Annotated in this window: 24 protein-coding genes; 17 read left to right on the top strand and 7 right to left on the bottom strand. The window is 55.2% G+C overall.

Going from position 1 to position 25,816, the window contains the following annotated elements; translation table 11 throughout:
* Positions 1-294: 294 nt before the first annotated feature.
* Both Q0835_RS02965 and Q0835_RS02960 read right to left on the bottom strand, forming a co-directional pair.
* Positions 295-549, bottom strand: coding sequence for a DUF465 domain-containing protein (locus Q0835_RS02965; protein ID WP_298815923.1), 255 nt, complete (start codon positions 547-549; stop codon positions 295-297).
* A 312-nt stretch (positions 550-861) separates the two neighbouring features.
* Positions 862-1,440: a TetR/AcrR family transcriptional regulator gene (locus Q0835_RS02960; protein ID WP_298815925.1), complete on the bottom strand. Its 579-nt coding sequence runs from the start codon at positions 1,438-1,440 to the stop codon at positions 862-864.
* A 103-nt stretch (positions 1,441-1,543) separates the two neighbouring features.
* Between Q0835_RS02960 and Q0835_RS02955 the strand changes: the two genes are divergently transcribed.
* A complete protein-coding gene (locus Q0835_RS02955; RefSeq protein ID WP_298958279.1) occupies positions 1,544-2,335 on the top strand; it encodes a crotonase/enoyl-CoA hydratase family protein in 792 nt (263 codons plus the stop codon).
* Positions 2,336-2,419: 84 nt separating this feature from the next.
* Here Q0835_RS02955 and Q0835_RS02950 read toward each other — a convergent pair whose 3' ends face one another.
* Together Q0835_RS02950 and Q0835_RS02945 are read right to left on the bottom strand one after the other, a co-directional pair.
* Positions 2,420-3,688, bottom strand: coding sequence for a HupE/UreJ family protein (locus Q0835_RS02950; RefSeq protein WP_298958277.1), 1,269 nt, complete (start codon positions 3,686-3,688; stop codon positions 2,420-2,422).
* 79 nt (positions 3,689-3,767) lie between these two features.
* A complete protein-coding gene (locus Q0835_RS02945) occupies positions 3,768-5,711 on the bottom strand; it encodes a calcineurin-like phosphoesterase family protein (protein WP_298958275.1) in 1,944 nt (647 codons plus the stop codon).
* A gap of 286 nt (positions 5,712-5,997) precedes the next feature.
* Here Q0835_RS02945 and Q0835_RS02940 point away from each other — a divergent pair, with 286 nt between their 5' ends.
* Positions 5,998-6,372: a VOC family protein gene (locus tag Q0835_RS02940; protein ID WP_152502635.1), complete on the top strand. Its 375-nt coding sequence runs from the start codon at positions 5,998-6,000 to the stop codon at positions 6,370-6,372.
* A gap of 12 nt (positions 6,373-6,384) precedes the next feature.
* Complete coding sequence (locus tag Q0835_RS02935) at positions 6,385-7,077, top strand: YafY family protein (RefSeq protein ID WP_298815936.1); 693 nt, start codon at positions 6,385-6,387, stop codon at positions 7,075-7,077.
* 102 nt (positions 7,078-7,179) lie between these two features.
* Here the strand turns inward: Q0835_RS02935 and Q0835_RS02930 are convergent, their stop codons facing one another.
* Positions 7,180-8,205, bottom strand: a complete 1,026-nt coding sequence (locus Q0835_RS02930; protein WP_298958272.1) for a LacI family DNA-binding transcriptional regulator — start codon at positions 8,203-8,205, stop codon at positions 7,180-7,182.
* 93 nt (positions 8,206-8,298) lie between these two features.
* On the opposite strand from Q0835_RS02930, the gene Q0835_RS02925 reads away from it, so the two are divergent.
* The 14 genes from Q0835_RS02925 to Q0835_RS02860 all read left to right on the top strand — a co-directional run bounded on the left by Q0835_RS02925 (position 8,299) and on the right by Q0835_RS02860 (position 23,864).
* A complete protein-coding gene (locus Q0835_RS02925; RefSeq protein WP_298958271.1) occupies positions 8,299-9,477 on the top strand; it encodes a phytanoyl-CoA dioxygenase family protein in 1,179 nt (392 codons plus the stop codon).
* A 258-nt stretch (positions 9,478-9,735) separates the two neighbouring features.
* Positions 9,736-11,274, top strand: a complete 1,539-nt coding sequence (locus tag Q0835_RS02920) for a glycosyl hydrolase (RefSeq protein WP_298958270.1) — start codon at positions 9,736-9,738, stop codon at positions 11,272-11,274.
* Positions 11,271-12,020 carry an HAD family hydrolase gene (locus Q0835_RS02915; protein WP_298815943.1) on the top strand — a complete coding sequence of 250 codons (750 nt, stop codon included), beginning with the start codon at positions 11,271-11,273 and terminating at the stop codon, positions 12,018-12,020. The genes Q0835_RS02920 and Q0835_RS02915 overlap by 4 nt, the downstream gene beginning before the upstream one ends.
* 72 nt (positions 12,021-12,092) lie before the next feature.
* A complete protein-coding gene (locus tag Q0835_RS02910; protein WP_298815945.1) occupies positions 12,093-13,388 on the top strand; it encodes a glycosyltransferase in 1,296 nt (431 codons plus the stop codon).
* A 114-nt stretch (positions 13,389-13,502) separates the two neighbouring features.
* Positions 13,503-13,757: a hypothetical protein gene (locus Q0835_RS02905; RefSeq protein ID WP_173006090.1), complete on the top strand. Its 255-nt coding sequence runs from the start codon at positions 13,503-13,505 to the stop codon at positions 13,755-13,757.
* A gap of 79 nt (positions 13,758-13,836) precedes the next feature.
* Positions 13,837-14,505: a response regulator transcription factor gene (locus tag Q0835_RS02900; protein WP_152502628.1), complete on the top strand. Its 669-nt coding sequence runs from the start codon at positions 13,837-13,839 to the stop codon at positions 14,503-14,505.
* A complete protein-coding gene (locus Q0835_RS02895; protein WP_298958268.1) occupies positions 14,495-15,913 on the top strand; it encodes an ATP-binding protein in 1,419 nt (472 codons plus the stop codon). The genes Q0835_RS02900 and Q0835_RS02895 overlap by 11 nt, the downstream gene beginning before the upstream one ends.
* A 270-nt stretch (positions 15,914-16,183) precedes the next feature.
* A complete protein-coding gene (locus tag Q0835_RS02890; protein ID WP_298815951.1) occupies positions 16,184-16,621 on the top strand; it encodes an RT0821/Lpp0805 family surface protein in 438 nt (145 codons plus the stop codon).
* 206 nt (positions 16,622-16,827) lie between these two features.
* A complete protein-coding gene (locus Q0835_RS02885; protein WP_298958267.1) occupies positions 16,828-18,228 on the top strand; it encodes a hypothetical protein in 1,401 nt (466 codons plus the stop codon).
* Between the two features lie 114 nt (positions 18,229-18,342).
* Positions 18,343-19,476 carry a c-type cytochrome biogenesis protein CcmI gene (ccmI, locus tag Q0835_RS02880; protein WP_298958265.1) on the top strand — a complete coding sequence of 378 codons (1,134 nt, stop codon included), beginning with the start codon at positions 18,343-18,345 and terminating at the stop codon, positions 19,474-19,476.
* A gap of 66 nt (positions 19,477-19,542) precedes the next feature.
* Positions 19,543-19,992 (top strand): cytochrome c maturation protein CcmE, encoded by a 450-nt coding sequence (gene ccmE, locus Q0835_RS02875; RefSeq protein ID WP_298815957.1) that lies wholly within the window; start codon positions 19,543-19,545, stop codon positions 19,990-19,992.
* Positions 19,993-20,029: 37 nt separating this feature from the next.
* Positions 20,030-22,021 (top strand): heme lyase CcmF/NrfE family subunit, encoded by a 1,992-nt coding sequence (locus Q0835_RS02870; protein WP_298958263.1) that lies wholly within the window; start codon positions 20,030-20,032, stop codon positions 22,019-22,021.
* A gap of 4 nt (positions 22,022-22,025) precedes the next feature.
* Complete coding sequence (locus Q0835_RS02865; protein WP_298958261.1) at positions 22,026-22,511, top strand: cytochrome c-type biogenesis protein; 486 nt, start codon at positions 22,026-22,028, stop codon at positions 22,509-22,511.
* A 117-nt stretch (positions 22,512-22,628) separates the two neighbouring features.
* Positions 22,629-23,864: a bifunctional alpha/beta hydrolase/OsmC family protein gene (locus Q0835_RS02860; RefSeq protein WP_298958260.1), complete on the top strand. Its 1,236-nt coding sequence runs from the start codon at positions 22,629-22,631 to the stop codon at positions 23,862-23,864.
* 31 nt (positions 23,865-23,895) lie between these two features.
* On the opposite strand, the gene Q0835_RS02855 is transcribed toward Q0835_RS02860, so the two are convergent.
* A complete protein-coding gene (locus Q0835_RS02855; protein ID WP_298815964.1) occupies positions 23,896-24,978 on the bottom strand; it encodes a DUF2336 domain-containing protein in 1,083 nt (360 codons plus the stop codon).
* Positions 24,979-25,258: 280 nt separating this feature from the next.
* Positions 25,259-25,723, bottom strand: coding sequence for a nuclear transport factor 2 family protein (locus tag Q0835_RS02850; RefSeq protein WP_298958258.1), 465 nt, complete (start codon positions 25,721-25,723; stop codon positions 25,259-25,261).
* Positions 25,724-25,816: the final 93 nt, after the last annotated feature.

The following is a 25,816-nucleotide window of genomic DNA, read 5'->3' as shown; positions in this document are numbered from 1 at the left end:
ATTTTTGCCTTGCAATTTTAACGATGTGGACCCACATGTCCCAAGAACGATGAGGGTCGTTCCTCCCCAGACTGGCGCCGGACTTCCTGGAAGTTTCGGCGCCTTCTTTATGCAAGCTTTCGGAAACCGGCCTTGCGGCATTTCTCCAAAAGCCCTCGTAGGCAGTGCAGCCGGTGCCGCCTTTTTTGAACCGCGGTATCGTGATCTTTCCAGATTTATCAAAGATCGTTTAGGTGGCCCGCGCCGTCGGACGGGGACGGCGCGGGCGCTAACACCGGCCTGAAAAGGAGGGGCTCAGGACACGGTGTTTTCGGTCGCCGCCAGCTTGGCGGCAATCTGGTCTTTCAAAAAAAGCCGTTTCTTTTTCAGATCTTCCAATACCTCGTCCGAGGCGGGTGCCACGTCGGTCTCGATGCGATGAACTTCTCGATTGATGTTGTGGTACTCGTCTGCGAGGCGCGCAAAATGACTGTCGCCAATTTTCAGTTGATGCAGTTTTTCAGCCGCTTCTGGAAATTCTTCGTGCAGCTCGTGTGGGACGTGGCTCATTCTTGCCTCCTTTTAAGACACTCAAAGTGCCGCCAAGCCGGAGCGGTTACCTTGAGCAAGATCAATGTTGGGGGCATTTGAGCAGATGAGTTTGCTTGCCGCAGCGGTAACAACGGTATGCGATCCCTGAGAAGTTCAAGCTTCTGTGGATTCGGCTCCATGCGTGTGAGCCTTGCACCGGCTTCATGGGGCTGTTTGCAAGACCTGATCAACACCCGACAAGAGAGGTGCGGAGCCCAGACGTTTGGCATGTTAGGGTGACGAATTCGGTTCAACGCCGAAGGCTGTCAACACAAGGGATACTTCGTCTGCTCAGGCCTTGAGTGGCCTGAGCGCACCTTTCACCAGGGTCTTGGCGGCACGCCCAGCTTCTTGAATATAGCTAGGGTCCCGATGGACAAGCATGGTGGAAAATGCACCATCCATCAGCAGAACGACCTGACGTGAAACCGCTCCGGGCTGGGTACATCCATGAGACGCCAGTGAGTTTGTCAGCCAGTCTTCGAATTTCTTTTTGTGCGCAGCACCAATGCGCAGAGCTGGATGGCCTGGCTGATTGGCGAGTTCTGCGGTGGTGCGCAGAAAACCGCAACCCTGCCATTTCGGATGCCTTGCAGCCTGCGTCAATTCTTGGAAGATAGCTTCAACCTTGTCGGCGACGTTGCCTTGCGCAGCCCCAAACCAGGTTTCATAGAGTCTCAAGTTGGGTTGATCGCGAGACGAAAGATACTCTGCAACAAGATCATCTTTGCTTTCAAAGTGATAATAGAGCGTCTTTTTCGTAACACCGGCCTTCGCGGCAACCGCATCGACGCTCACCGCTCGAATGCCTTCCCGGTAGAAGAGCCTCGTTGCCGCATCAACAATCTTGTTTCGTGTTTCTTTTCTCATTTTGTATTCTTTTTCAGTTAGTTACCAAAAGTATACTAACTAGTGAGTGTACTGATATTCTGTCTCTCGCTAGCGTGCCTGTCAACCGAACAGGAGAAACGCTTTGGACACTACAGTGACACTCGAAATGCGCGGCAAAATCGCTCTGCTGACGTTAAATCGCCCTGAAAAACTCAACGCACTCAATTACGAAACGAACGACCGGCTCCTCTCGCTTCTCGATCAGATAGAGCAAGATGAAGCGGCCCGCGCCATCGTTTTAACCGGAGCAGGCGACAGGGCCTTCTCCGCTGGCGGCGACATCCATGAATTCACGAATAGCATCAAAAGCGGGACAGACGAGGCTGTAAGGGAATTTTGCCGTCGTGGACAACGCATGACAGCAAGATTTGAGACATACCCCAAACCGGTGATAGCAGCAGTAAACGGCATCGCTTTTGGAGGTGGCTGCGAAATAACGGAGGCGGTCCATCTCGCGGTGTCCTCTGAAAGAGCTGTTTTTGCCAAGCCTGAGATCAACATCGGAATTCCTCCGACATTTGGTGGCACTCAGCGTCTGCCTCGCTTGGCTGGGCGCAAGCGTGCATTGGAACTTCTGTTGACCGGCGACACTTTTGGGCCTGAACGTGCTTATGAGCTGGGTCTCGTCAACAAGGTCGTGCCGCACAATGATCTATTACCGGCAGCATTTGAGTTGGCGGAGCGGATTCTGAGGCATTCGCCCTTGGCGGCCGCGCGTATCATTACTGCCGTTACGCGGGGATTGAACATGACCATCGGTGAAGGGTTGATTGTCGAACAGGAACAGTTTGCCAGGATGTGTGCAACACGGGATATCGTTGAAGGACTGGACGCCTGGATTGCGCGCCGCACACCCTGCTATGCTGGCAAATGACTGCCATGTGCTGAAAAGAAAATCCGCAATACCTTCGAGAGAACGGTGTTGCGGCTCTCCGTCCGATCCGGAACTCAAATAAGTTCAGACCGAATACACCAGCCCGTTGATCCGTTCCGCGATCCACCAAGTTGACAGTATCGCGATCCCGCTCAGGGCTCCCAATCTGACGGGCCTGAGTGCTGGCTCAGCGAGATGCTTCATCAAAAAGACAATGCCCAACGTGGCGGCCAGGATCGCGAGTTGACCAAGTTCTATACCTATATTGAAAGCAAGGAGAGCCGGAACGAGGTCCGGTGCATCACGACCGAGAATATCTCCGAGCACAAAGGAAAATCCTAATCCGTGCAGCAGTCCGATACCGGCAAAGACTAAAAGCGAGCCGGATCTTTGGATCATCGCCGCAATGGCCGCATAAAGAACCGAGGCAGCAATCGCAGCTTCCACGGCTGGAATGAACCAGGGCCAGGACGGTGTCGCGCCAAGAAACGTTGCAATCAGCGTGACCGAATGCCCGAGGGTGAAGGCAGTCACCAAATAGATTAGTTTACGTGTGGCACCGACACCAAGGGCCATGGCAATCACCAGAAGCACATGATCAAGACCTTCCAGAATGTGCAAGGCACCTTGAAAAACGAAATGACCGAAAGTTGAAAGAGGCGATCCGTCAATCACTACCGGCGTCTCAAGCTGTCCAGGTGCGGTCAGTGAGACAGGCGGGCTTATGCGCGCGTCGATGAGATGATTGTCGAGTGTAACGCCTGGCCCCGGAACAAGCGGGTCATACCCTGCGTGTACACTGAGGATCCCCATGGGGTCCTGACTGTTCAAATGCACCACGTAATCGACCATGGCCTGTCCGAAGAGCGGGTCGAGGCGCGGTGTAGGTTCTGCAATCGCTGCTTTGGCCGCGGACAGCGAATTGAACCCTGATTGCGGTTGTTTCATGTGCACGGTGAAGCCCGCAATCTTTGCGGAAAGATCCAGGCCTGCTTGCGAAAAGACCAGAGCTTCGGTTAATCGTGTTTCGAACGAACTCCTGTCTTGGGCAATTGCACTCATGTTCAGTCGGTAGCGGTTGCCGGTTCCGGTTGCCTCAAAGTGCAGGAAAGGCGATTCCAAGGGCGTTTGATCAACCTGTGCTTTTCCAACCAGATCGGAAAAAACAAGTGGCGCTGGCGCCCTGACATAAACAACCAGAATGCCGTTCTGCTCAGCAACCAGAATTGTGCGGACCTTTGTTCCTTCGGAAAAATGCGCGCTCGCGGGCTGCGTCAGCAGTATCGCCAGGACAAAAAACAGGCTGAAGAAAACAAAGTTAAGCGCGCTGGTGCACTTGTGGCTCTGAGGCATCGGGGCGGTCCGTCGAATGGGCCCGAGCGCTTCAACGGCACCCGGGCAGTCTATGTTGCAGCTTACCGGTTTTTACCGGCTATTCATTCCAGAATTTCTCTTGCCAGGTCATTTGCGGCAATTCGTCCACGACCTCGAAGGTTTTGGTTTGATTGAACGTGCGCTCGTAACGGTCTGTTGTGCGAACGTTCAGCGTGTGAACGCCAGCCGGTAAATCCGTGGGCAACTCGGCTCGCCAGAGATGGTTTGATTTTGTGGTGAGCATCCAGTCCTGGAACGGGCCGGCAATACCTGCCCATTGCAGGCCCTGCCAGGTGCGGTAGCCGGCGGTTGCTTCGCCCCCGTCTGTGCTGCGTACGGCCTGACGTCCATTGGTGGATTGCTTGGCCATCGCCAGAGGGTCGGAATAGGTCGGACCTTCGAATGCTTCCTCTCCTTCACCTTTTTGCGTGCGCTCTGCCTCAATCGGGTCGCCACCATTGATGGAGAAGGATACCTGGCTTTCCTTTGAACCGTTCCAGACGTTGATAGCGACATACGTCGTTCCGGAGAGGTCCTCCTTCGTCAACATGTCCATGTCTCCCAGGTCATTGACGGTAACCGGAGGCGTGATGTCGCTGGGGATGTCGTTTTGGTTCGTGAAGCTGACAAGCTTTTCTGCCCAATCACGAAAGCGGGGTGTGTTGAAAGAGACGTGAAGCTGATCGTCTTCCTCGCCTTCGAAGGTCATATAGGTATCGACATAGTCAGAGCCTGCGAAATCCAGCACGTAGTAGCCGCGCGGGGAGCCAAGACGCTGTGTCGCGTGGGGAATTCCGCTGTTGTTCAGGTCACCTGCCCACCAGGAGCCGGAGACCGCACCGGTGACGATCTGATGAAATTTGGCCGGCCCGGTCCCTGTAGCTTCTTCCCAGCCTTTGTAAAATTCGCCCGGCAGGATCTGTTCTGTTGTGTGTGTATGGCCCGAGAGCCCGAGCGCGGGTCTGTCACCTATCAGCTCGTAGAGCTTGTCGAGATTGTCGACCTGGTGCTTCTGGGCGGTTGCATCCGTATAGGTCACGAATGGTATGTGAGCGCTTAGAACGATCAGCTTGTCTTCCGGCACATTGGCAAGATCGTTTTTCAGCCATTCCAGCTGACGTTCGGAGATGACGCCGTTGTAGGAAGGCTTGGCCGACAGGTCACAGAATTCGTGGGCGTCAAAACCGTTGCAGGGGTAGCGCACGTCGTCGAGAACGACGAAGTGCACCTGACCTATGTCGAAGGAATAGTATTCGGGTCCGAATTCGCGGCGAAAGGTGTCAAAGCTGTCGGCATCGGATTTGGCATCAAAGTCAAGGTCATGGTTGCCGGCAACGTAGTATTGCGGCACGCCGCCCGTGGCGACAATCTTTTTGAAGCGCGGATAAAGCGAAAGGTCGTCACCCATGACGTCACCCTGAAACAGCAGGCACTGGGTGGCACTGTTGTCACGGTTAGCCAAAAGCTTGCCCACCGTCTGGCGGACATAGGAAACTTCCTGGTTGGAATACGGCTGTGTATCGCCGAAAACGAGACACTGAAATTCATCGCCGACCGGATTTTCCACAAGCGGAAAATTGACCGATTGAGGCAAAGGCCCCGTTGGCTCGATACCGCCAAACCGCAGATCGGCCGAACCGGCGACCTTGTGCACATAGCTGAACTGCGGAACCATGTCGTCACTGACTGGCGTCATGTAGCCCGCCGGTTTCGTGATGAAAAGGTTCATGTCGTCATAGGCGGGCAAAGAGTAGGAACCGTCTTCACCGGTTGCGACGACCTCGCGCCCGTTTGAGACTAGAACGCCGGCCAGTCCGGTCTCTCCAGCGTCCAGTCTGGAATTGCGGTTGGTATCCAAAAATACTCTTCCGGTTGCCATGTCAGCAGAACTGTCGCCATGCACGACATCAATTTCGCCAGTATATCCGGCGTCCTTGGCAATCGCACTGGATGCCATGACGCTGGTGCCCGCCAAAAGCAGGACCTGGGTAAGTTTTCTCATGAGAGCCTCCGCAGGGAATGAGCTGAAGATCAGCCAGGGCACTCTGCAAGCACACGGTGATGGAAGATTGGCATTCGCGTTAAAGTTATATTTCAGTTCGCAAGCACGCAATGTCATATTGTGGTTGAACCGTCACAAACAGCACGGGACACATTAGAACGAGGCCCGTTTTCGGGCCTGAACACAAAATCTTGCCAATGATGTTCCTGTCGGTTTCTCCTGACAGAAGGCTGTCAGGAGCCCTTTGCTAGAGTGCCTGACGTCACTGCAGCCAAGGAGACTTTCAATGACATTTGTTCCTGACAATTTCACTGTTTGGATGGAGATTCCGGTTACGGATCTGGACAAGGCAATCAGTTTTTACAATGACGTTTTCAAAACCGAACTCAAACTTGTTACAGATATGGGACCGAACCATATCGCGATGTTCACGACCAACAAGCAGGATGGCATTGCAGGACATCTTTATCCCGGCAAACCGGCAGGCGACGGCTCTGGGCCCACTGTACATATTGCATGCCCTGACACGCTTGAGGAAACCATGGAACGTTTTGCGAAAGCAGGTGGTGAAGTCGTCTCCGACCCGATTGCAATTCCGGCAGGCCGATTTGCGTATTGTATCGACCCGGATGGCAATTCCATCGGGCTTTTCGCTGCTTAAGGGTCTTGCAGCATGAGACGTGCCGACCGCCTTTTTCAGATCGTTCAATATCTGCGTGGCGGGCGGCTCGTCCGGGCACGACAGTTGTCCGAATGGCTGGAAGTATCGGAACGCACCATCTATCGCGATGTTGCCGACTTGCAGGCCTCCGGTGTGCCCATCGAGGGCGCTGCAGGTGTCGGCTACATCATGCGAGATGGCTACGAGTTGCCGCCTCTCATGTTCACACGAGATGAAATCGTTGCCTTGCTTGCCGGTGCACGTTTGATCCGCGCCTGGGGTGGAGCAGCCATGGCCCGGGCTGCCGAAGAGGCCATGATCAAGATCGATGCCGTCATGCCAGACAAACTGCGGGTGAGGCAGAATGAGGTGCAAATCCACGCATTTGCGCCAGAGATGACCCCACAGGTCAGGTCACATATCGATTTTCTTGAAAATGCTGCGGACACACGCAAGCGCCTTTCGATCGCCTATCGCGATGGAAAAGGCGATGCCTCTGACCGGGTGGTCCGTCCTCTCGGCCTTTGGTTCTGGGGCAAGGTATGGACACTTGTAGCCTGGTGCGAACTTCGCCATGACTTCCGCATGTTCCGTCTCGATCGTATTTCCGAATTGCGGGAGACCGGCGACAAGTTCAAAGCGGAGCCCGGCAAGACCTTGAAGGACTTCTATCGCTCCATGGAGAGCAAGGACCCGGGACGGTAACTGCGCATCAAATCGCTTCCAGTCCGGTTGAACCTCAGACAAGTTGCGATCTCCCGCCATACACATTTCTTCATGTTTTTCGAGCGCACAAAAAGCTTCAACTCACTTGAAAGCCATTGGAATATTGACCGGTGTGACGATTTGAATGTCGCTGAGGGATGCGGCTGGCTCGGGCCCGATACCATGAAATGCCATAATGTGCCGAAAGGCCGTTCTCATGTCGGAGCGCAGGTCGTGGTGAAGGACGAAAGTCAGCTTCTCACCGCGAAGCAGCTCGAGATTGTCTTCATCAAGATCATGCGCGACGAAGACCGATGGGGTCTTTCCGGCGCGTTCCAGAGCCTTCAATACAGCTTGATTGCCACCGCCCATGGAATAGACGCCGGCAATTTTGGGGGCGGACTGGATTTTCTCGGCAACTGCGCGCTCTGTCGCCGTGTTCAGGCCGCCGCCACCACTGGCTTCAAGAACCTCAATATCAGGCCGCGAGCGGCTCAACTCTGATCGGAAGCCGTTATACCGTTCTTCTTCGCCCTGAAAGGCAAGTTGACTGAGGATTGTCAGAACAACGCGGTCCGCGGGGCCAAGCTGTTTGAGCATGAGATAGGCCGCGGTCCTCCCCGCGTTCTCATTGCTCAAACCCGCATATGCCAGTTTTTGCGAACCGGTGATGTCGGTAAATATTGTGACGACCGGAATCCGCTTGTCCGTCAGGCGAGATATGGCACTGCGCAATTCAGCAGTGTCTCTGGCTTTCAGGCACACACCGTGACTTCCACGTTTGCGGATCCGGTCAAGCGTTGCCGCACACGTGGCTGAGGTCATCGTTTCAGCAATTGAAAAGCGCGTTCTAAGCGCCGCTGGAGCAAGTTGCTTCTGGACGTCTTCACTGGCCAGCTGGACTTCCCGGCTGAAGCGGGCAGGGGCCTCCATAACCACATCGATGAATAGACGCCGGCCCTTCGCCGCCAGTTGGCCTTCTTGCCGGCCAAGTTCTTCCATTGCGTCATGAACGCGACGATGGGTCTGGGGACTGACATTGGGCCGTCTATTGAGAACGCGATCTACTGTCGCCGTGCTCAGACCGGCTTGCAGTGCGATCTCCTTGATGGGAAATCGATGTGTCATTGATGGATTTTTGATGGATTATCACAGCGACGCAAGAGCGATTTCTGATAATCTTCGGGTTCTGGCAGATTGACCGATGCCTGGGAGGAAAACATGGATCAGAGAGCGGCCCTGAGCGGCTATTTCGATGCAGCTGATTGCGACATCGAAGAGTTTAAAGAACTGGTAGGGCAGCAACTGGACCCGGCTGCTGTGCCGCATGCTGCAAAGGTGACATCAAACATTCCGATTTATCGGGTTGCCGATTTGCAAGACGTGTTGAACGAGACAGAATCACGCCGGCGCCTAATGGCCGAATGGGCCAGGGTGCTGATGCACGGGGCTGGAGTGCTCATCCTTGATGGAGCCTATGCTGATGTCACGGCCATAGATCATGCCACCGACATTTTTGATCGGGTCATCGAGACGGAGAAGATTTCCACGGGCGGAGGGGCAGATCATTTTGCCGCAAGCGGGGCAAATGACAGGATATGGAACAGTTTGCAAAAGCTGTGCATGGCTTCGCCGGAGGTGTTCGCCACTTATTTTGCCAACACGGCAATCGACGCGGTTTGTGAAGCCTGGCTTGGCCCCAACTATCAGATGACGGCGCAAGTCAACGTGGTGCGGCCGGGAGGCGCTGCGCAGCAGGCACACAGGGACTATCACCTGGGTTTCCAGACTGCTGAAACATGCGCACGTTATCCGGCACATGTGCATGACCTGTCACCAGTGATGACATTGCAGGGCGGCATCGCTCATACGGATATGCCGGTCGAGAGTGGTCCGACAAAGTTGTTGCCGTTTTCACAACTCTATCGCCCGGGATATGCGGCCTACCGGCTGGAGACGTTCAAGCAGTTTTTTGAAGAAGCCTATGCTCAGCTGCCCTTGAAAAAGGGTGATGCATTGTTCTTCAATCCAGCCCTGTTTCATGCCGCAGGTGCAAATATCAGCAGCGATATCCAACGCATGGCCAATCTGCTGCAGATTTCGTCTGCATTTGGTAGAGCCATGGAGAACATTGACCGGCAGTCGATGTGTACTGTCCTCTATCCCGTTTTGCTAGAAAGAGTGAAAGCGGGAGACTTGGGGCAGGCAGAACTTGAGGCTGCAATTTCCGCCTGCGCGGAAGGGTATTCGTTCCCCACCAATCTTGACAGCGATCCCCCCACCGGCGGCCTTGCGCCAGAGACACAGAAACAGCTCATGCTACGAGCTGTGAGCGAGCGCATGAGCGTCGAAGAGTTTGCAGACGCACTTAAGGTCCAAAGCTCCAGGCGGCTCTATTAAGGGGCTGCATGTCTGCGCGATTTGCGATGCAATAAAGACGAACGGATGCTCTCACGCCGCCCGCAATGCGTTTGCGGGCGGTTTGCACCTGAAGTCGTTCGCCAGTGAACGGACAAAGGCGACATTTGAAAACAATTTCTGAGAGCGCGAGTTGATAGCTGCCAGGTCCTGTGCGGAGCGCCTCGAAATTGTTGCGCTGCAAAAAAAATATTGCTGAAGGACTTGAAGCCGTCCAAGCACCTGGGGCAGGCTTAGGACATGTATGCATCCCATGGATTTTTGAGGTCGGACATCGGCGACGTCGATGTTGTTTATCACGATGGGTTATTCCATCTGTTTCATCTCGTTCTTCCAAATCACGATTTCATTGCCCACGCGGTCAGCTCCGACGGCATGACTTGGCGCCGCGTAAAGAACGCGCTTTTTGTCGGAGAACCGGGAGAGTGGGACGACGACATGCTCTGGACAATGCACGTCACGCCGAACCCCGACAAAGCGGGAGAGTGGCGCATGTTCTATACGGGCCTGGCCCGTTCTGAATTTGGCCGTGTTCAGAGGGTTGGGTTGGCGCGCTCGAGTGACCTTTACCACTGGGAACGCTGCAATCAGGGTGTTTATCCACTCGAGATTCCAGCGCCACACTACGAAAGCTCGATTGACGAGGGACGGCACTGGGTCAGCTTTCGGGATCCGTTTTTCTATCATGATCGGCAAACCGGAGACCGGTTGCTATTGAGCGCAGCACGCGTCAAGGACGGGCCAGTCATCCGGCGCGGTTGCGTCGGTCTTACGCGGGAAACAGCACCTGACAGGTTTTCGTTTGAGGCCCCGCTGCATCGTCCTGGCCTCTATGATGATGTTGAGGTTCCCAACCTCTTCAAGCTTCACGACCGTTATTATCTGATGGGCTCGATCCGAGAAGATACAAAGATCCACTATTGGTATGCGCAATCCTGGGACGGGCCATACGAGAACTTCTTTGACAACGTTCTGCTTCCCTCCGGAAATTACGCCGGCCGCATCTGTCAAACCGAAGATCGATTGCTCCTATTCAATTTCTTTTCAAAGACCGAGAATTTTTACGGTCGCGAAGTGGTCAAAAAACTTCTACCGCCTCCAAAGGAACTGGACACCGATAAGGCAGGACGTTTGAAAGTCAGGTCCTACAGGAGTTTTGACAATCTGGTGACGGGCCAAGAGGTCGTTACAGCCTCCTATCAGTGCAAGATACTTTATGACAACAACTATGCCACGGCCATAGATCGACCTGATGGGCTCCATCTGGCCTGCAAAAGCGGCTACGAGGCATACCTGTTTCCAGGTCAGCACCAGGATTTCAGGCTGAGGACGCAGCTGATGCTTGAAGGGTCTGGAAAAACGGGCCTCGTGTTGCGGATGAACGAAGAGGGAGACGGATACTATCTTTCCCTCGATCTGGTGAATGGTATTGCGCAAATGCGCGCCTGGGGCGCAAATCCGACACCGGAATTTGAACACGCATTCCGATATGAGCCGCTTCAGGAGGCGCATTTCCGCGGCAGCGACCAAGGACCATGGCAGATCGAAGTTGTTGCGCATGGCATGTACATCGAATTTTCGATCGACGGATACGTCGTCTTAAGTCTGGTCGACGACAGCTTCCATGAAGGCGGCATTGGCTTTTACGTGGAGAGCGCAGCGGTATGCGTGAAAGATCTCGTAATTGAAACCTTGCGAAGACCGGTCAGTGAAGACACCGCGGAACGGGTTTATACGACCACTTATCTTGCGCCAGAAGACGAGGCGGACACGCGATGAGTGAGGCTCCCGATGAGTCGGAGCCGTGGCTCCTGGTCTGCGACGTCGACGATACGCTGACCGGGAACAGGGAGGACCTGAGAAAGCTCTGGCAGGCTTTGAAAAAACGCCGGAAAACCTTGAAGTTGGCCCTTAACTCCAGCAGACCGTGGCAAAGCGTTGATGAAACTATTTCGACGTATTTCCCCGAAGATTTTGAACCTGAAGCGATCATTACCGGACTTGGTACGGAAATCCGCTTAAGGGGTGCCTGGCTCGACAGCTGGCAGAAGCAGTTCAAGGAGTGGCCGGACCGGCGTGTCCGCAAACTCGTCACAGATATGGGATACGCTGCTCATTCAAGTGCCTACCAGACATGTGGGAAGGCAAGTTTTGAAGTTGCTGGCATAGATGCGGTCCAAGGTGTGTTGAATGCTCTGACGGATCAGGAAATACCGTTCCGTTCGGTCCACTCGGGAACAAGCGATCTGGACATTTTGGCGCCTGGTGCCGGTAAGGACACTGCCATGATGCATTTGGCAGGTATTCTTGAGGTCGCAACGTCTCATACGATTGCTGCCGGAGACTCCGGGAATGACCTTGCGCTCTTTAATGCCGCAGGCAAGGCAATTGCCGTGGGCAACGCGCGCAGCGAACTGATTGCCGCCATGCCGACGGAAAAAACCTTTCACGCTATAGCTCCTCATGCAGCTGGCGTGATGGAGGGATTGATAGAATTTGGACTGCTGACCAAAGAAGAATGCTGAAAAAGCCTTCGCAAACAAAAATAGAATGCCTGGGAGGGATGAAGTCTCAAACACGAAAGAAGGCCAACTCTCATGACTAAGCAAAACATCGGTTCACTGCTGATGATTTCATTACATGGCTATGTCGCCGGTTCGCCTGAGTTGGGCAAACCCGACACCGGTGGTCAGGTTGTTTTCGTTCTGGAACTGGCCAAGCGCTTCGCACGCCTCGGCTATCGGGTGGATGTCATGACGCGCCAGTTCGAAGACCAGCCAGCTGAAGACATTCTCAATGAAAATCTGCGGGTTGTCAGAGTGCCATTTGCGGGCAAGGAGTTCGTGCGCAAGGAAGACATGCACGACTGGTATGGCGACTTTGTCACGAACGCTTTGGCCATGATACGCGCAAAGAACCTGCATTATGACGTGATCAACAGTCACTACTGGGATGCAGGCGTATCTGGACAGAAAATCGCTGAAGAACTGCAAATTCCACACATCCACACACCGCACTCGCTCGGTTGGTGGAAAGAACACGACATGACCGGGGCCGGTGAGGAGGAGATGGCAGGCTATCGGTTCGAGGAGCGCATCCAGAGGGAATTTGTTCTCTACAGAAACTGCGATCATGTGATCTCAACGACAGAGCAGCAAACCGATCTCATCGTTGAACATTATCAGCTGCCCAAAGAACACATCACCATGATCCCGCCTGGGATTGACGAGGGCAGGTTCATGCCGGCAACGCCAGGCAAGGTTGAGGATGCCAGGGCAAGACACGACATGAAGGACACCGACATCTATGTGGTCGGCAGAGCTGCAGAAAACAAAGGCTACGACCTCATCATCGAAGCCTTGCCCAAAATCCTGGAACTTCAACCGGAAGCAAGACTTGTTCTGGCCGCAGGCGCGAATTCTCAAAGCGACATCGCTCTCCTGAACCAATGGAAACAAACGGCTGCCGACATGGGGGTTGGCGAACGGATTAGTTGGCGCGGATATGTCGAAGACGAAGACCTTGCAGATCTTTATCGTGCCCCGGGAATATTTGCCCTGCCGTCGCGCTACGAACCATTCGGAATGACCGCGGTTGAGGCCATGGCATGCGGAACCCCGACAGTTGTCACTGTTCACGGCGGCCTTTTTGAACAAATCGAGTTCGGAAAACATGCGCTAATCGCAGATCCCAAAAGGCCTGAAGAGTTTGCGACCATGGTCAACATGCCGATGCAGTATCCCTGGATCCGGGAAACGCTCGCCGTCGAAGGCGCAAGATTTGCCCGGCGTGTTTTTGGCTGGACCGGTATCGCCCGGCGGACACTGCAGGTCTTTGAGCACTTCAAGGGGCGCTATGACGATCTGCAGACTGAAGACATGCTTCTCGGCTAAGGATTTCTGAGAAGGAGGTGTTTTCCGTTTTCTAAAGGGATGGTTCAGCTTGCGTTCATGTGAATTTGATTACACGTTGATGATCAAATCGTAGGCAGAACCGGAACCGAAAACGTGAAACAGCTCGTTGCCCTTTTAATCGTGTTTTTTGCCGCCGTGACCCCGGCAAGCGCGGCCTGCCTGTCTCAGGCGCAGGCCCGCGATGCGGTGGCGAGCGGCAAAGCAGCACCACTTGGTGCGGTCGCCGGCCGTGCCGGCGGGGAAATCGTCAAGGCACAGCTGTGCCAACAGGGTGGCGGCTATGTTTACAAGTTGTCGGTTCTGAAGGGCGGTAAGGTGACGACGGTCACAGTCAACGCCAGTCGCTAGAGGATATTCACTGTTGTCCGGCGGCTTGGTCTGAGAATTGCCGGAGTGTTCCATTTTTGAAAGCCCGAAGTCAAAACGCATGCGCATTCTCGTTGTTGAAGATGATACGGATCTGAACCGTCAACTGGTTACCGCTCTCGAAGAGGCAGGTTATGTGGTCGACAGTGCCACGGACGGCGAAGACGGACACTTTCTGGGCGACACGGAGCCCTATGATGCAGTTGTCCTCGATCTCGGCCTGCCGACGCTCGATGGTCTTTCTGTTCTGGAAAACTGGCGCCGCGACGGACGCACGATGCCAGTTCTGATTCTGACCGCACGTGACCGCTGGTCCGACAAAGTGGCTGGCATCGACGCAGGCGCTGATGACTATGTCGCAAAACCCTTTCACATGGAGGAAGTCCTTGCCCGCGTCAGAGCCCTGGTACGGCGCGCCGCCGGTCATGCTTCCAACGAACTGACGTGTGGCCCGGTACGGCTCGACCTGCGGGCTGGAAGGGTTACGGTTGACGGAAATCCCATCAAACTGACCTCTCATGAGTACAGGCTCCTGTCCTACCTGCTGCATCATCAGGGCAAGGTCATCTCGCGTACGGAGTTGACGGAACATCTTTATGATCAGGACTTTGACCGCGACTCAAATACGGTCGAAGTCTTTGTCGGCCGGCTTCGCAAGAAAATCGGATCGGACCTGATCGAAACCATAAGAGGACTTGGGTATCGTCTCGGAGATGCCAGTGACAGCTGAATCGGCTGAGGTGGCACCGAACGTGAAAGCGCCGCCGCAGCGGTCGCTAGCAGCCAGGCTCGTTCTTGTCGCAGCTGTATGGTCCGCTATTGCTCTCGCCCTTGCAGGTGTGTTTCTCGTCAGCCTCTATCAGCGGGCAAGCGAACGTGCGTTCGACACGCAGCTGGAAATTCATATCAAGGCGCTGATATCCGAAATGCTGGAGACCGATGCCGACGCGCCTGAAGCTGCAGCACGCGTGACCGCACCGACCTATCGCGGAGATCCAAGATTTTCGCTGCCACTATCAGGTTGGTATTGGACCGTCAGGCGAGCCGACAGTCCAGCCATTCTTTATGCCTCTGAATCGCTTGTCGGTGACCCGTTGAACGTCCCCGAAATTGGAGACGCGGAAAGTGCGGTTGGCTTCATCACCGGGCCGACCGGCGACGAAATCAGGGTGATGCAGCAGAGAATTTCCATAGAAGACGTGCCCTACATCATTGCTGTTGGTGCCGCGACGGCGGGTTTCTGGGCCGATGTTTCCGAATTCAGCCGCATGGTCGCAATCACGCTCTGCGTCGTCGGACTAGGCTTGATCCTGGCTATTTTCCTTCAGGTTCGCGTCGGTTTGCGGCCGCTGTCCCGTTTGCGTGCGTCTCTAAGTGCAGTGCGGCAGGGAGAGGCGGACCGAATTGAGGAAGCTCTGCCGCGCGAGATCGCCCCGCTTGCGGTGGAGCTCAATGCTCTGATTGTCTCCAACAGGGAGATTGTTGAACGCGCCCGTACCCACGTCGGCAACCTTGCACACGGGCTTAAAACCCCGTTGTCGGTGATCTCCAATGAAGCAAGAGCGTCCGGCGGTCCGCTTGCCGACAAGGTTTCGGAACAGACCGCTATCATGTCGACGCAGGTACAGCATCACCTGGAGCGCGCGCGCATGGCGGCACAGCGGCGAGTGATCGGCGTTTCGTGCGAGACCGAACCGGTTCTGTCCCGTCTGATCCGAGCCATGGGCAAAATCTATCGCGAAAAAGGCATTGCGGTGACGTTCGATCAAGCGTCCGAGATACGGTTCCGCGGCGAGAGCCAGGATCTCGAAGAAATGAGCGGCAATCTGATCGACAATGCTTGCAAATGGGCTGTTTCAAAGGTCGCCGTCAAAGTTGAAACGCTTCAGGATCCGACCACCAACAGGGACATGTTTTCGATTACGGTCGAGGATGATGGTCCTGGACTGACGCCCGAAGAGCGCGCAGAAGCCGTCAAGCGCGGTCGTCGGCTGGATGAAACTGTCCCCGGGACCGGACTGGGCCTGTCGATCGTTGCGGATCTTGCCGCGCTTTATGGTGGCAAGTTCACGTTGGACGGGTCGGATTTGGGCGGTTTGAAGGCAAAGCTGATCCTGCCGTCACTCACCAGGGAATAGGCGAATTTTTAAGTGTTCCATGCCAATTTGATGAAGTGACTGTGATAAGTTGAATCGCAAATCATGTGCTTATATTCCGGTTTGTGGCCAAGTTCGGCCACAAATTGAAAATATCAATGATTCACCCACCGGTTCACGCCGGTTCTCAAACCCACTGGAGCATGTCGCCTTCAGGTGACAACCAGAAAAATGCTCTGGTAACTGGAAATCGAGCAACAGCACCGCGGTCGGCACAAATGCCGCCTTCCGGTGCTCTGGGAGCTTCAACGCATGCGTTTTCGCAGTGCCATCTGTCTTGCTCTGTTCACCGCTCTTGCCGGCTGTTCCATGACATCCGGCACGAAGGATACCAGCGGATTGGGATCGTTCTTCGGAGATCCGAACGCAAATGTTGCGGGGACTGAAGCCAATGCTGCAATTTCGGTGCTCGTGAACAACGAGTTCGGAGATGCGCTGGAGCCTTCGGATCGCCGCGCGGCAGAAGATGCGCAGAACCGGGCGTTGCGGGCCAAAGGTGTCGGTGTATCGGTGGCCTGGCAAAACGACCGTACCGGCCGCAGTGGCCAGGTGCGTCCCGGTCCTGTTTATTACGTGAATGAGACTGGCTGCCGTGAGTTCACTCATGAAATGGTATTGCGAGGGCAGATCCTGCAGGCACGCGGAACAGCTTGTGAAACCGATCGCGGCAAGTGGCAAGTCATCGGTTGAAGCCTCTTTGCGGTCTTTATCTCGAAACGCAATTCCCGATATCTATCAATCAGCTACTTGCAATCTCAACAATTGCTTAAGTCTCTGCGGGTACCATCGCTCGAATTGAGATCGCGATGTTGACCCTGTGAATGGTATATTCGGACAAGCTTGAAACCAAATTGAAGTCATATTTGGGCAGCCTCAGTCCTCAGGCGGTTGAGGCTTTGGTCCGTAATTTGGAACGCGCCAAGACCGAAAAAAACGCAGATCCCAACATCCAATTTATTCTTGCTGCAGCCGTAAAACTACTTCGCAAACCTCAAAAGGTGACGCCCGATATACAGGGCGGGGAGCAACGACGCGGCCAGATCCAGCGAATGTTCTTTTCGCCGCTGGATGACTTCCTGATCAACGAGGTTCTGCCGAACAGGCAGGAAGGCCGCATTTACCGAGGTATCCTGGACAAGGTCTGGGCATGGCTTTGCCGGGATGTTCTGGCGACTGATGTCAGGATCGTTCTGGAACAGGCCGGTAATGCGACAGTCAGCGGTGAAAGGGTTGACGCTCTTGTCCACGCCCTGCGAAGCCGGTCCGTCGAGCTGATCGGTGACGCTTTGCACCGCGCCGAAATCTCCGAGAAGGCGCATCGGCGAATTGGCATTGAACTTGGCGGTGAACGGGGTATCGCGGAAGTCAGGGATATCCTGAAGGTCTTTGCTGCCGAGAAGTGGCTTTCGCCGCTGTTGCAAAGCATCCCCGACCGGATCAACGAACATCGCTTGAAAAAGGACATGGATGTCCTGCGTCTGGTCGACAAATGCTCTGCGCGTTTCCCCGATCACGTGCCTGTGCTGGCCGCGGCGCTTGTTGAGCGATCCGAAACACCGTCCGCATTGTGCACCTTTGCCGGAAGGCTCGTGGGAGACGACGATCCCAAAGCCATCGCAAGCTCGCAATTCGCCCCATTTGTCGATGTGGTCATGAGCGAGGCCGAACGCTTGCAGATCCTTGCGTTCGAACACCGCAATCACAATCCGGATCCGGTTGCGTTTTCTCAAGCGCTTTCGGAGTATCACACTCTGGTTCGTGGCGTGGAACGCGACATCGATCTGACTGTTACAGGCAAGTGGCACAAGCAGCTGTCGGAAACCAAACGCAGCATATCGGGTGTAGTCACACGCGAACTTGACGGGGCCCACGGCGCTATAAGACGCGCCTTGCGGCTACCCAAACATGACCAGAGCGGCAAACTCGTGGTGGACCAGTCCGCCATCGACGACGCGGTCCGGGCGCTTCGGGTCGTGGGGATGGTGCGCAATGCGTCCGAGACCTTTGCAGTCAACGAGATCGGAAAACGGACGCGCCAGGCAGTCGAGCAGACGCTGGAAATCATGACACGTTCGCTGATCACCGACCTGGGTAAGGCGAAGGGGCAGCAGTTGGAGGCCAGTACGGCTGCGGCAGATGCTGCGATCATGCTCTCCGAAATTTATTTTGGTGCTGACTATGCCGCACAGTTGCGGCGCAGCCGACAATCCGCGGTTGGCAAGGGAGCTTCGAGAGAGGGTGCTCCACCCAAAAATCCGGAACGAAAGCTCGTCGCCAGCGCCCTTGGAAGGCGCTGAAAACATCTCCGAATTTAGGCCCGGCGTATCCTGTTGCCGGTTGGTCAGCCGCGACCGCCGGTCACAGGACAGCTGCCTTGCATTTGTCTGCTGCCGGTAGTCTATAGTGCGCCCATGATGTTCTGGATCCTTATTGCTGCATTGACGGCGGCCGCAACGCTTGCGGTTCTCGTCCCGCTTTCTAGAAACCGGCAGCCAGCCGGCGCTGCCGCTTCAAAGGCGGATGAGGCTGTTTACCGCGAACAGCTTGAAACAGTGGATCGCGACCTGAAAAGAGGGCTGATCGAGCCGGAGGCTGCCGAGGCAGCCCGGACGGAGATCGCGCGCCGTCTCTTGTCGGCCAGCGAACGGCAGACACAAACGGTCGAAAAGAGCGAGAGGTCTCTCCAGAACAAAATTGCAATCGGTCTGGCAATTGTCTTTCTGCCTGCCGCGACTTTCGGCCTTTACATCTTCCTGGGATCTCCGGATCAGCCGGATCAGCCGCTTTCGGCGCGTCTTGAGGGACCTGCGCAGGGACAATCAGTTGATGTGCTGGTTGCGCGCGTTGAGCGGCACCTTGCGGAAAATCCCGAAGACGGCCAAGGCTGGGCGGTTATTGCTCCGGTTTATATGACCATCGGGCAACCTGAAAGCTCGGCAAGAGCCTATGCAAACGCGCTTCGCATTGTCGGTCCGAACGCCGATTGGCTGACGGACATGGGCGAAGCGCTCACAATTGCCAATCAGGGACTGGTGACAGCAGATGCGCGCAAGGCATTTGATCAGGCCGTCAGCCTGCAGCCCGAAGCGGTGAAGCCACGGTTTTTCCTGGCGCTTGCACTCGGGCAGGAAGGCCGGACGGATGAAGCTGTAGCCGCCTGGGAACAGCTTCTTGAAGGCGAGGATGAAACGCAGGCCTGGGTTGGCGCTGCGCGCGCGCAACTTGCCGAACTTCAAGGAACCGCGCCGCCGGTGGCGAATCGGCCAGGACCCACTGAAGAAGATATTGCCGTAACTTCGGACATGACAGCCGAAGATCGACAGACCATGATCCAGGGTATGGTTTCCGGTCTTGCTGAGCGGCTGTCTGCGGAAGGCGGAAGCGTGGATGAATGGAACCAGCTGATGCGGGCTTACATGGTTCTTGGCGAAAAACAGAAGGCGGAAACAGCCTTGAATGACGCTCTGGCGGCTTATGCTGAAAATCCGGATGATTTGTCTCTGATCAAGGACGCTGCAGATCAGTTGGGCTTAACTGGATCATGAACGGAGCCGGGTGAGGGACATTTGGGGGCCCAAACGACTTCGCAATTGAAATTCGGACGCAATGCCATGACAAGAAAACAGATGAGATTGACCTTGATCGGATCGGCTGGTGCCGTTCTGGCTGTTGCGCTTGGGCTGATCCTGTTTGCCTTAAACGACCAAATCGTCTTTTTCCAAAGTCCAACGGACATCACGCAAAACACGATCCCCGACGGACAACGCATCAGACTGGGTGGTCTTGTTGAAGAAGGTTCCATCGTTCGCTCCGACAACGCTCAGGTTGAATTCCGCGTGACCGACATGGAGAACGTGGTTCAAGTTACCTATAAAGGTATTCTGCCGGATCTCTTCCGTGAAGGGCAGGGTGTTGTCACGGAAGGTATCATCGGGACCAATGGTATTTTCGTCGCAGACAGCGTTCTGGCAAAACACGACGAGAACTACATGCCCAAGGAGGTTGCCGAAGCCCTGAAGGATCAGGGGCATTGGCAAGGTGGTGAGGCGACTGCAAACTAGTTTGGCGGTCGAAATGGACGGGACTTAAAGGCCGACGATGATCATCGAATTCGGACACTATGCGCTGGTACTCGCGTTCGCTCTTACGCTGGTGCAATCCATCATCCCATTCTGGGGCGGTATTACGGGAAATGAACGGCTGATGGCGGTTGCCTCTCCAGTCTCCGTGATGCTTTTCATCCTGGTCTTGATATCCTTCATTGTCCTGACCATGGCCTATCTGAGTTCTGACTTTTCCGTTCTGAACGTCGTGCAGAATTCTCATTCGGCAAAGCCGTTCCTCTATAAGTTCACAGGCGTTTGGGGCAATCACGAAGGCTCGATGTTGCTCTGGGTGCTCATCCTGGTGTTTTTCGGCGCCTTGGTCGGCTTTTTCGGTGGCAATCTGCCGGCCGATCTCAGGGCTCTGACGCTGGCCGTTCAAGGCTGGGTGACCGCAGGTTTCATTCTCTTCCTTCTGGCCACGTCAAACCCGTTCCAGCGGGTCGTAAATCCGCCCCTGGAAGGTGCGGATCTCAATCCGATCCTTCAGGACATTGGTCTGGCGATCCATCCACCGCTTCTTTATGTCGGTTATGTCGGTTTTTCCATCACCTTCTCTTTTGCGGTTGCCGCCTTGATCCTGGGGCGGACTGACGCGGCGTGGGCGCGTTGGGTGCGGCCGTGGACATTGCTTGCATGGTGCTTTCTCACACTCGGCATCGCGATGGGCTCATACTGGGCTTATTATGAACTCGGCTGGGGTGGCTGGTGGTTCTGGGATCCGGTTGAAAATGCCAGTTTCATGCCCTGGCTGGCCGGGACAGCGCTGTTGCATTCCGCTATCGTCATGGAAAAGCGCGAAGCGCTGAAGGTCTGGACGATCCTTTTGGCGATCTTCACCTTTTCGCTCTCGCTTCTTGGAACCTTCCTTGTCCGTTCGGGCGTTCTGACCTCGGTTCACGCCTTTGCAACCGACCCGGCGCGTGGTGTCTTCATCCTTGGCCTATTGTGTATCTTTATCGGTGGCTCTCTGGCGCTTTACGCCTGGCGTGCACCGATGTTGAAGCAAGGCGGACTGTTTGCCCCTATCAGCCGGGAGGGCGGACTTGTCCTGAACAACCTCTTCCTGACAGCCGCGTGCGCAGCCGTTTTTGTTGGCACGCTTTATCCCCTGGTGCTCGATGCGATTACGGGTGAAACGATTTCCGTCGGAGCACCGTTCTTCAACCTGACATTCGGACCGTTGATGATACCGCTTTTGATGGCGGTTCCGTTCGGACCGATACTTTCCTGGAAACGTGGAGACCTTCTGGCGGCCTGTCAGAGGCTTTACGTTGCACTCGGCATTGCGCTGGCAATGACCCTGTTCACATTCTGGCTCTGGGGCATGGAAAAGGTCCTGGCACCGCTCGGTGTGGGCCTGGGTGTCTGGGTGATGGCCGGTGCGGTTTCTGAAATCCTGACGCGTGTGAAGCTTTTTGAAATCGGATTGAAGCGCGGGATCTCTCGACTTTGGGGACTTCCAGGCTCGGCGTGGGGAACCGCTGTTGCCCATTTCGGCGTCGGGGTGACGGTTCTCGGTATTGTGACCGCATCCGCTTTCCAGGAGGAACACATTCAGACCATGCGTCCCGGCGACTCGGTTGAGTTGTCCGGTTACCAGGTGACCTTCGACGGAGCCGCTCCCAGACGGGGACCGAACTACACCGAAGAAGTTGGTCATTTCACGATCCGCAAGGGTGGGGTCGTTGTCAGTGAACTTGATCCATCCAAAAGGGTCTACACCGCGCGGCAAATGCCGACGACAGAAGCGGGAATTTACACGACCGGCTTTTCCCAGGTCTATTTGTCGCTGGGCGAAAGTCGTGGTGATGGCGCGGTTGATGTCAGGGTCTATTTCAAGCCCATGATCACATTGATCTGGATTGGCTGCGTTATCATGTCAATTGGGGCGGTTTTCTCGATGGCCGACAGGCGCCTTCGTGTCGGCGCGCCCAAACCCTCACGAAAACGCACCGCTGCAGCGGCGCCGGCACCGGCAGAGTAGCGCCATGTGGAAGACGTTCTTTTCAGCCTTTGTCCTGAGTATTTGCTTGATGGTTCCCTCCGTACATGCGGTTACGCCGGACGAGGTTCTGGATGATCCGGTGTTGGAACAGCGCGCAAGGGCGCTTTCAGCTGAACTCCGCTGCATGGTGTGTCAGAACCAGTCCATCGATGACAGCGATGCACCCTTGGCAAAAGACTTGCGTGTCCTGGTCCGTGAAAGGCTTGTTGCCGGCGACAGCGACAAGCAGGTAATCGACTATCTGGTGTCGCGATACGGCGAATTTGTATTGCTGAAGCCGAGGCTTGCCTGGCACACGATCTTGTTGTGGGCAGCCGGTCCAATTTCACTGGTCGCCGGCATGATCGCAATTGTTGTGACACTACGGGGGCGCCCGAAACGTTTACAGGCCGAGGCAGGTTCCGCGCAGACGAAACTGTCGGCTGAGGAAGAGAGACGCCTGAAGGCCTTGCTTGAAAAAACGGATTGAACCTGCGGCCAGCTGAACACCAGCAAGGCCGGATCACATTGTTCACACCAAGGCGTTACTTGTATGGCTATTGGGCGTGCTTACCTCTGGCGCAGACAAACGCTGGAGGGCCTGGATATGGCAAGTCGACCACAGAAACTGGAATTTGACGGCGCACATGGTGCGAAGCTGGCGGCCCGATTGGATCTTCCAGCTGGTAAAATTCGGGCATTTGCGTTGTTCGCTCATTGCTTTACCTGTTCAAAGGACATTCCTGCCGCGCGCCACATCGCCGGTGCTCTCTCCGCCGAAGGTATCGCTGTTCTTCGCTTCGACTTCACCGGACTTGGCGGCAGTGGTGGCGATTTCTCTTCCACCGGTTTTTCTTCGAATGTCGAAGATCTGAAGTTGGCCGCTGACTTTTTGCGCAAGAACTACGAAGCGCCACAGCTCATAATTGGCCATTCCCTCGGGGGAGCTGCGGTCCTGAGCGTTGCCGGTGACATACCCGAAGCGCGTGCCGTGGTTACAATCGGCGCGCCTTCAGATGCTGATCATGTGATCCACAACTTCAAAGGGGCGGAAGACGAAATTCGGGAAAATGGGCTTGGCGAAGTTGATCTCGCGGGCCGCACCTTCACGATCCGGAAGGAGTTCCTGGAGGACCTGGAGGCGCAATCCGTTCAATCGAAAACGGCCAGCCTCGGCAAACCGCTGCTTGTTATGCACGCGCCCCTGGACGAAACGGTTGGCATTGACAATGCGACCAGTATTTTCGTTGCCGCCAAACACCCGAAGAGTTTCGTATCGCTGGACAAGGCGGATCATCTGCTAACGCGGAGCGAGGACGCTGCTTATGCGGCTCGTGTGATTGCCGGCTGGGCGAGCGCATATCTCGACAAGGACGAAGGATCGCAGAACGAACCGGTCCCGGAAGGCGTTGACGTTGTCGAGACAGGTCAGGGCAAATTCCAGGCAATGGTCGCCACAGGGCATCATCGGTTGATTGCCGACGAACCGACTTCCTATGGCGGTCTGGACAGCGGTCCGTCTCCTTACGGCTACCTGTCGGCAGCTCTCGGCGCGTGTACGGTGATGACGTTGCGCATGTATGCCGATCGCAAGGGACTGCAACTTGACCGCATCGGAACGCGGGTGCTTCATGACAAGGTCCACGCGGCCGATTGCCAGGAGTGCTCTGAGGAGCAGAAGGCCAAGGGGGGCAAGATCGATCGCTTCGAGCGCGTTATCTCTCTGGAAGGCGATCTGGATGCCCAAACACGTGCTCGCATGCTTGAGATAGCCGACAAGTGTCCGGTCCATCGGACGCTGGAAGCAGGTGCTGCTGTGGTGACCCGCGAAGAAATGAAATAGCGTCGACGCGAAAAGAGGCAGGCTGACTGTGCTAGGCAGCTGCCTCGCTTTCGAGCGATGAAAGGCGGATTTTCATGAAAGACAGCAGACGGCGCGCATCCCGGTCCGTGAGCGACTGGTAATCGTTTATCCAGTTTTCCACGGTCGATTGCGGTTGCTTGTTATGCATGGCGCGCGCCTTGCACAATGCGTTGTAGTCGGTGTTGTCCACGCCCAGTGCACGACAAAGAACGGCCACGCCTGTTGCGTCGTATCGAACCATGACATTGGTGACGTATTTCTGCTCCAGCCCAGCCATTTCTGCGAGCAGAAAACAGATGTCCAATAGGTTGTTTGACAGAGCCAACTTGGTAATGGCCTTGCCGAGAGTGCGCTGACCGGCACGGATTTCCTTCAGGACAGCTTTGGAGTCGATCCGGGTTGCTTTGCGTTCCAGTTTCGAGCTGGCAACGACCTTGCTTGCCTTGTGAAAGAGGTCGTGAATGAGCTCTTCATTTTGAGATCGCATCTCGCGTATGCGCTTTTGCTGCTCGCTCGGCATTTGTGCGATGAGCTTTTCATAGTCCGCTTCGCTGACGTCTGCACGCTCCATCAGCGCATCACGGATCTTGTCATCACGTTCGGCGAGCTTGATGAGCAGGCGGGAGCCCCAATCGGAAAATTCTGCCCCGGAGTTGGCGGCAACGGATTGTTTGACCGGGCTTTCACCGCGCTCCAGAAGCACGTCGGTGACTTTCGATTCAAGGTTGTCGCGTTTGGAAATGGCCAGCAGGTGACCTTGCCCCATTGTCTTGGCCAAACGGAGAATGTCTTCGCTCGCCAGCGCTTTGGATTGGGTAAGCATTGGACGCGCGATATCGATTTCTTCTCGGGCCAAATGGTTGGCAATCTCCGATGATGTCGTGTCGATTGGAGCTAGCTGTTCGGATACGTCTTTCTTTTGTTCCCGCTCCATTGCCGGCAACATCTTTTCAAGCACCGTGTTGAAGAGGGTGATCTCTTCGGTCTGGTAACTGTCCGCACCATTTACAAACAGCTCGGTGACGTGTTCGACGAGCTGATGGCGTTTTTCCGGCGTCGTTTCCTGGGCGAGATTAAGAATATCTTCGATCATATCGGGGCCAATCCGTTCTTTTGACCTTCAGGACTACCGTATAGACCGTTTACAACTGGATAAAACGCACCGAAAAAATTCAATTAATCTTGGGTGCATTGTGAAAAATCACAGTGAATGGACCGTGCGCTGCAGCAAATGCAAGTGTTCAGAGCTTTGTTCACTGTCGCGGCAATGTGTTTGAAAAGACCTGCGCGTCGATGTTGAACACGCAGGTCGGAGTTGCGGCTTTCAACGGAAGAAAGGGGTCGCTTAAAGGTAGCGGATGGGGCCGCCGGTTTTACTGTGCAACCTCGAAGTGATCTTCGCGCAACAAGACACTACCGTCAGGCTGAAGGACCCAATGCTCATTGGTGATGATCCCTTGTGCATTGTTCATTTGCCAATCCGCTGCAACGCGCGCGGATGTCAGGCCTTTGTCAACGATTGTGGTTGACGTGTTGAAATAGACGACATCATCAAATCCATCTTCAATGAGTTTTGTCCAGAACCCCTCAATGGCGGCCCGGCCCTTGAACGTACCGAACGGTTTAGCGACCATGACAGCGTCTTCTTCATAAAGCGCTGCCGCAGCGGCTGCGTCGCCAGCATTGAAGGCATCGCGCCAGGCACGGCTGGCTTTCGCAACGGCGGTGCTAAGTTCATATTCGCTGGCAGCACGTGTCTCCGCATCCTGCGCGAAGCTCTGTCCGCACGTGAGAGCGAGAATTGCGACAAGGGCGGTAAGCGAGTGTTTCAGTTTCATTGATTTGGTTCCTTAATGCATGTGTCAGGCTTGGGTGAGGTGAGTGAGGCAGGCTCGGTGGCGAGAAGTTGGTGCATTCATGCGTAGTCGCCG

Origin of the sequence: uncultured Roseibium sp., assembly GCF_947499295.1 — a bacterium.
Taxonomy (GTDB): Bacteria; Pseudomonadota; Alphaproteobacteria; order Rhizobiales; family Stappiaceae; genus Roseibium.
The sequence above is the reverse complement of the archived record's forward strand: the minus strand, read 5'-3'. Positions and strand labels throughout refer to the sequence as shown.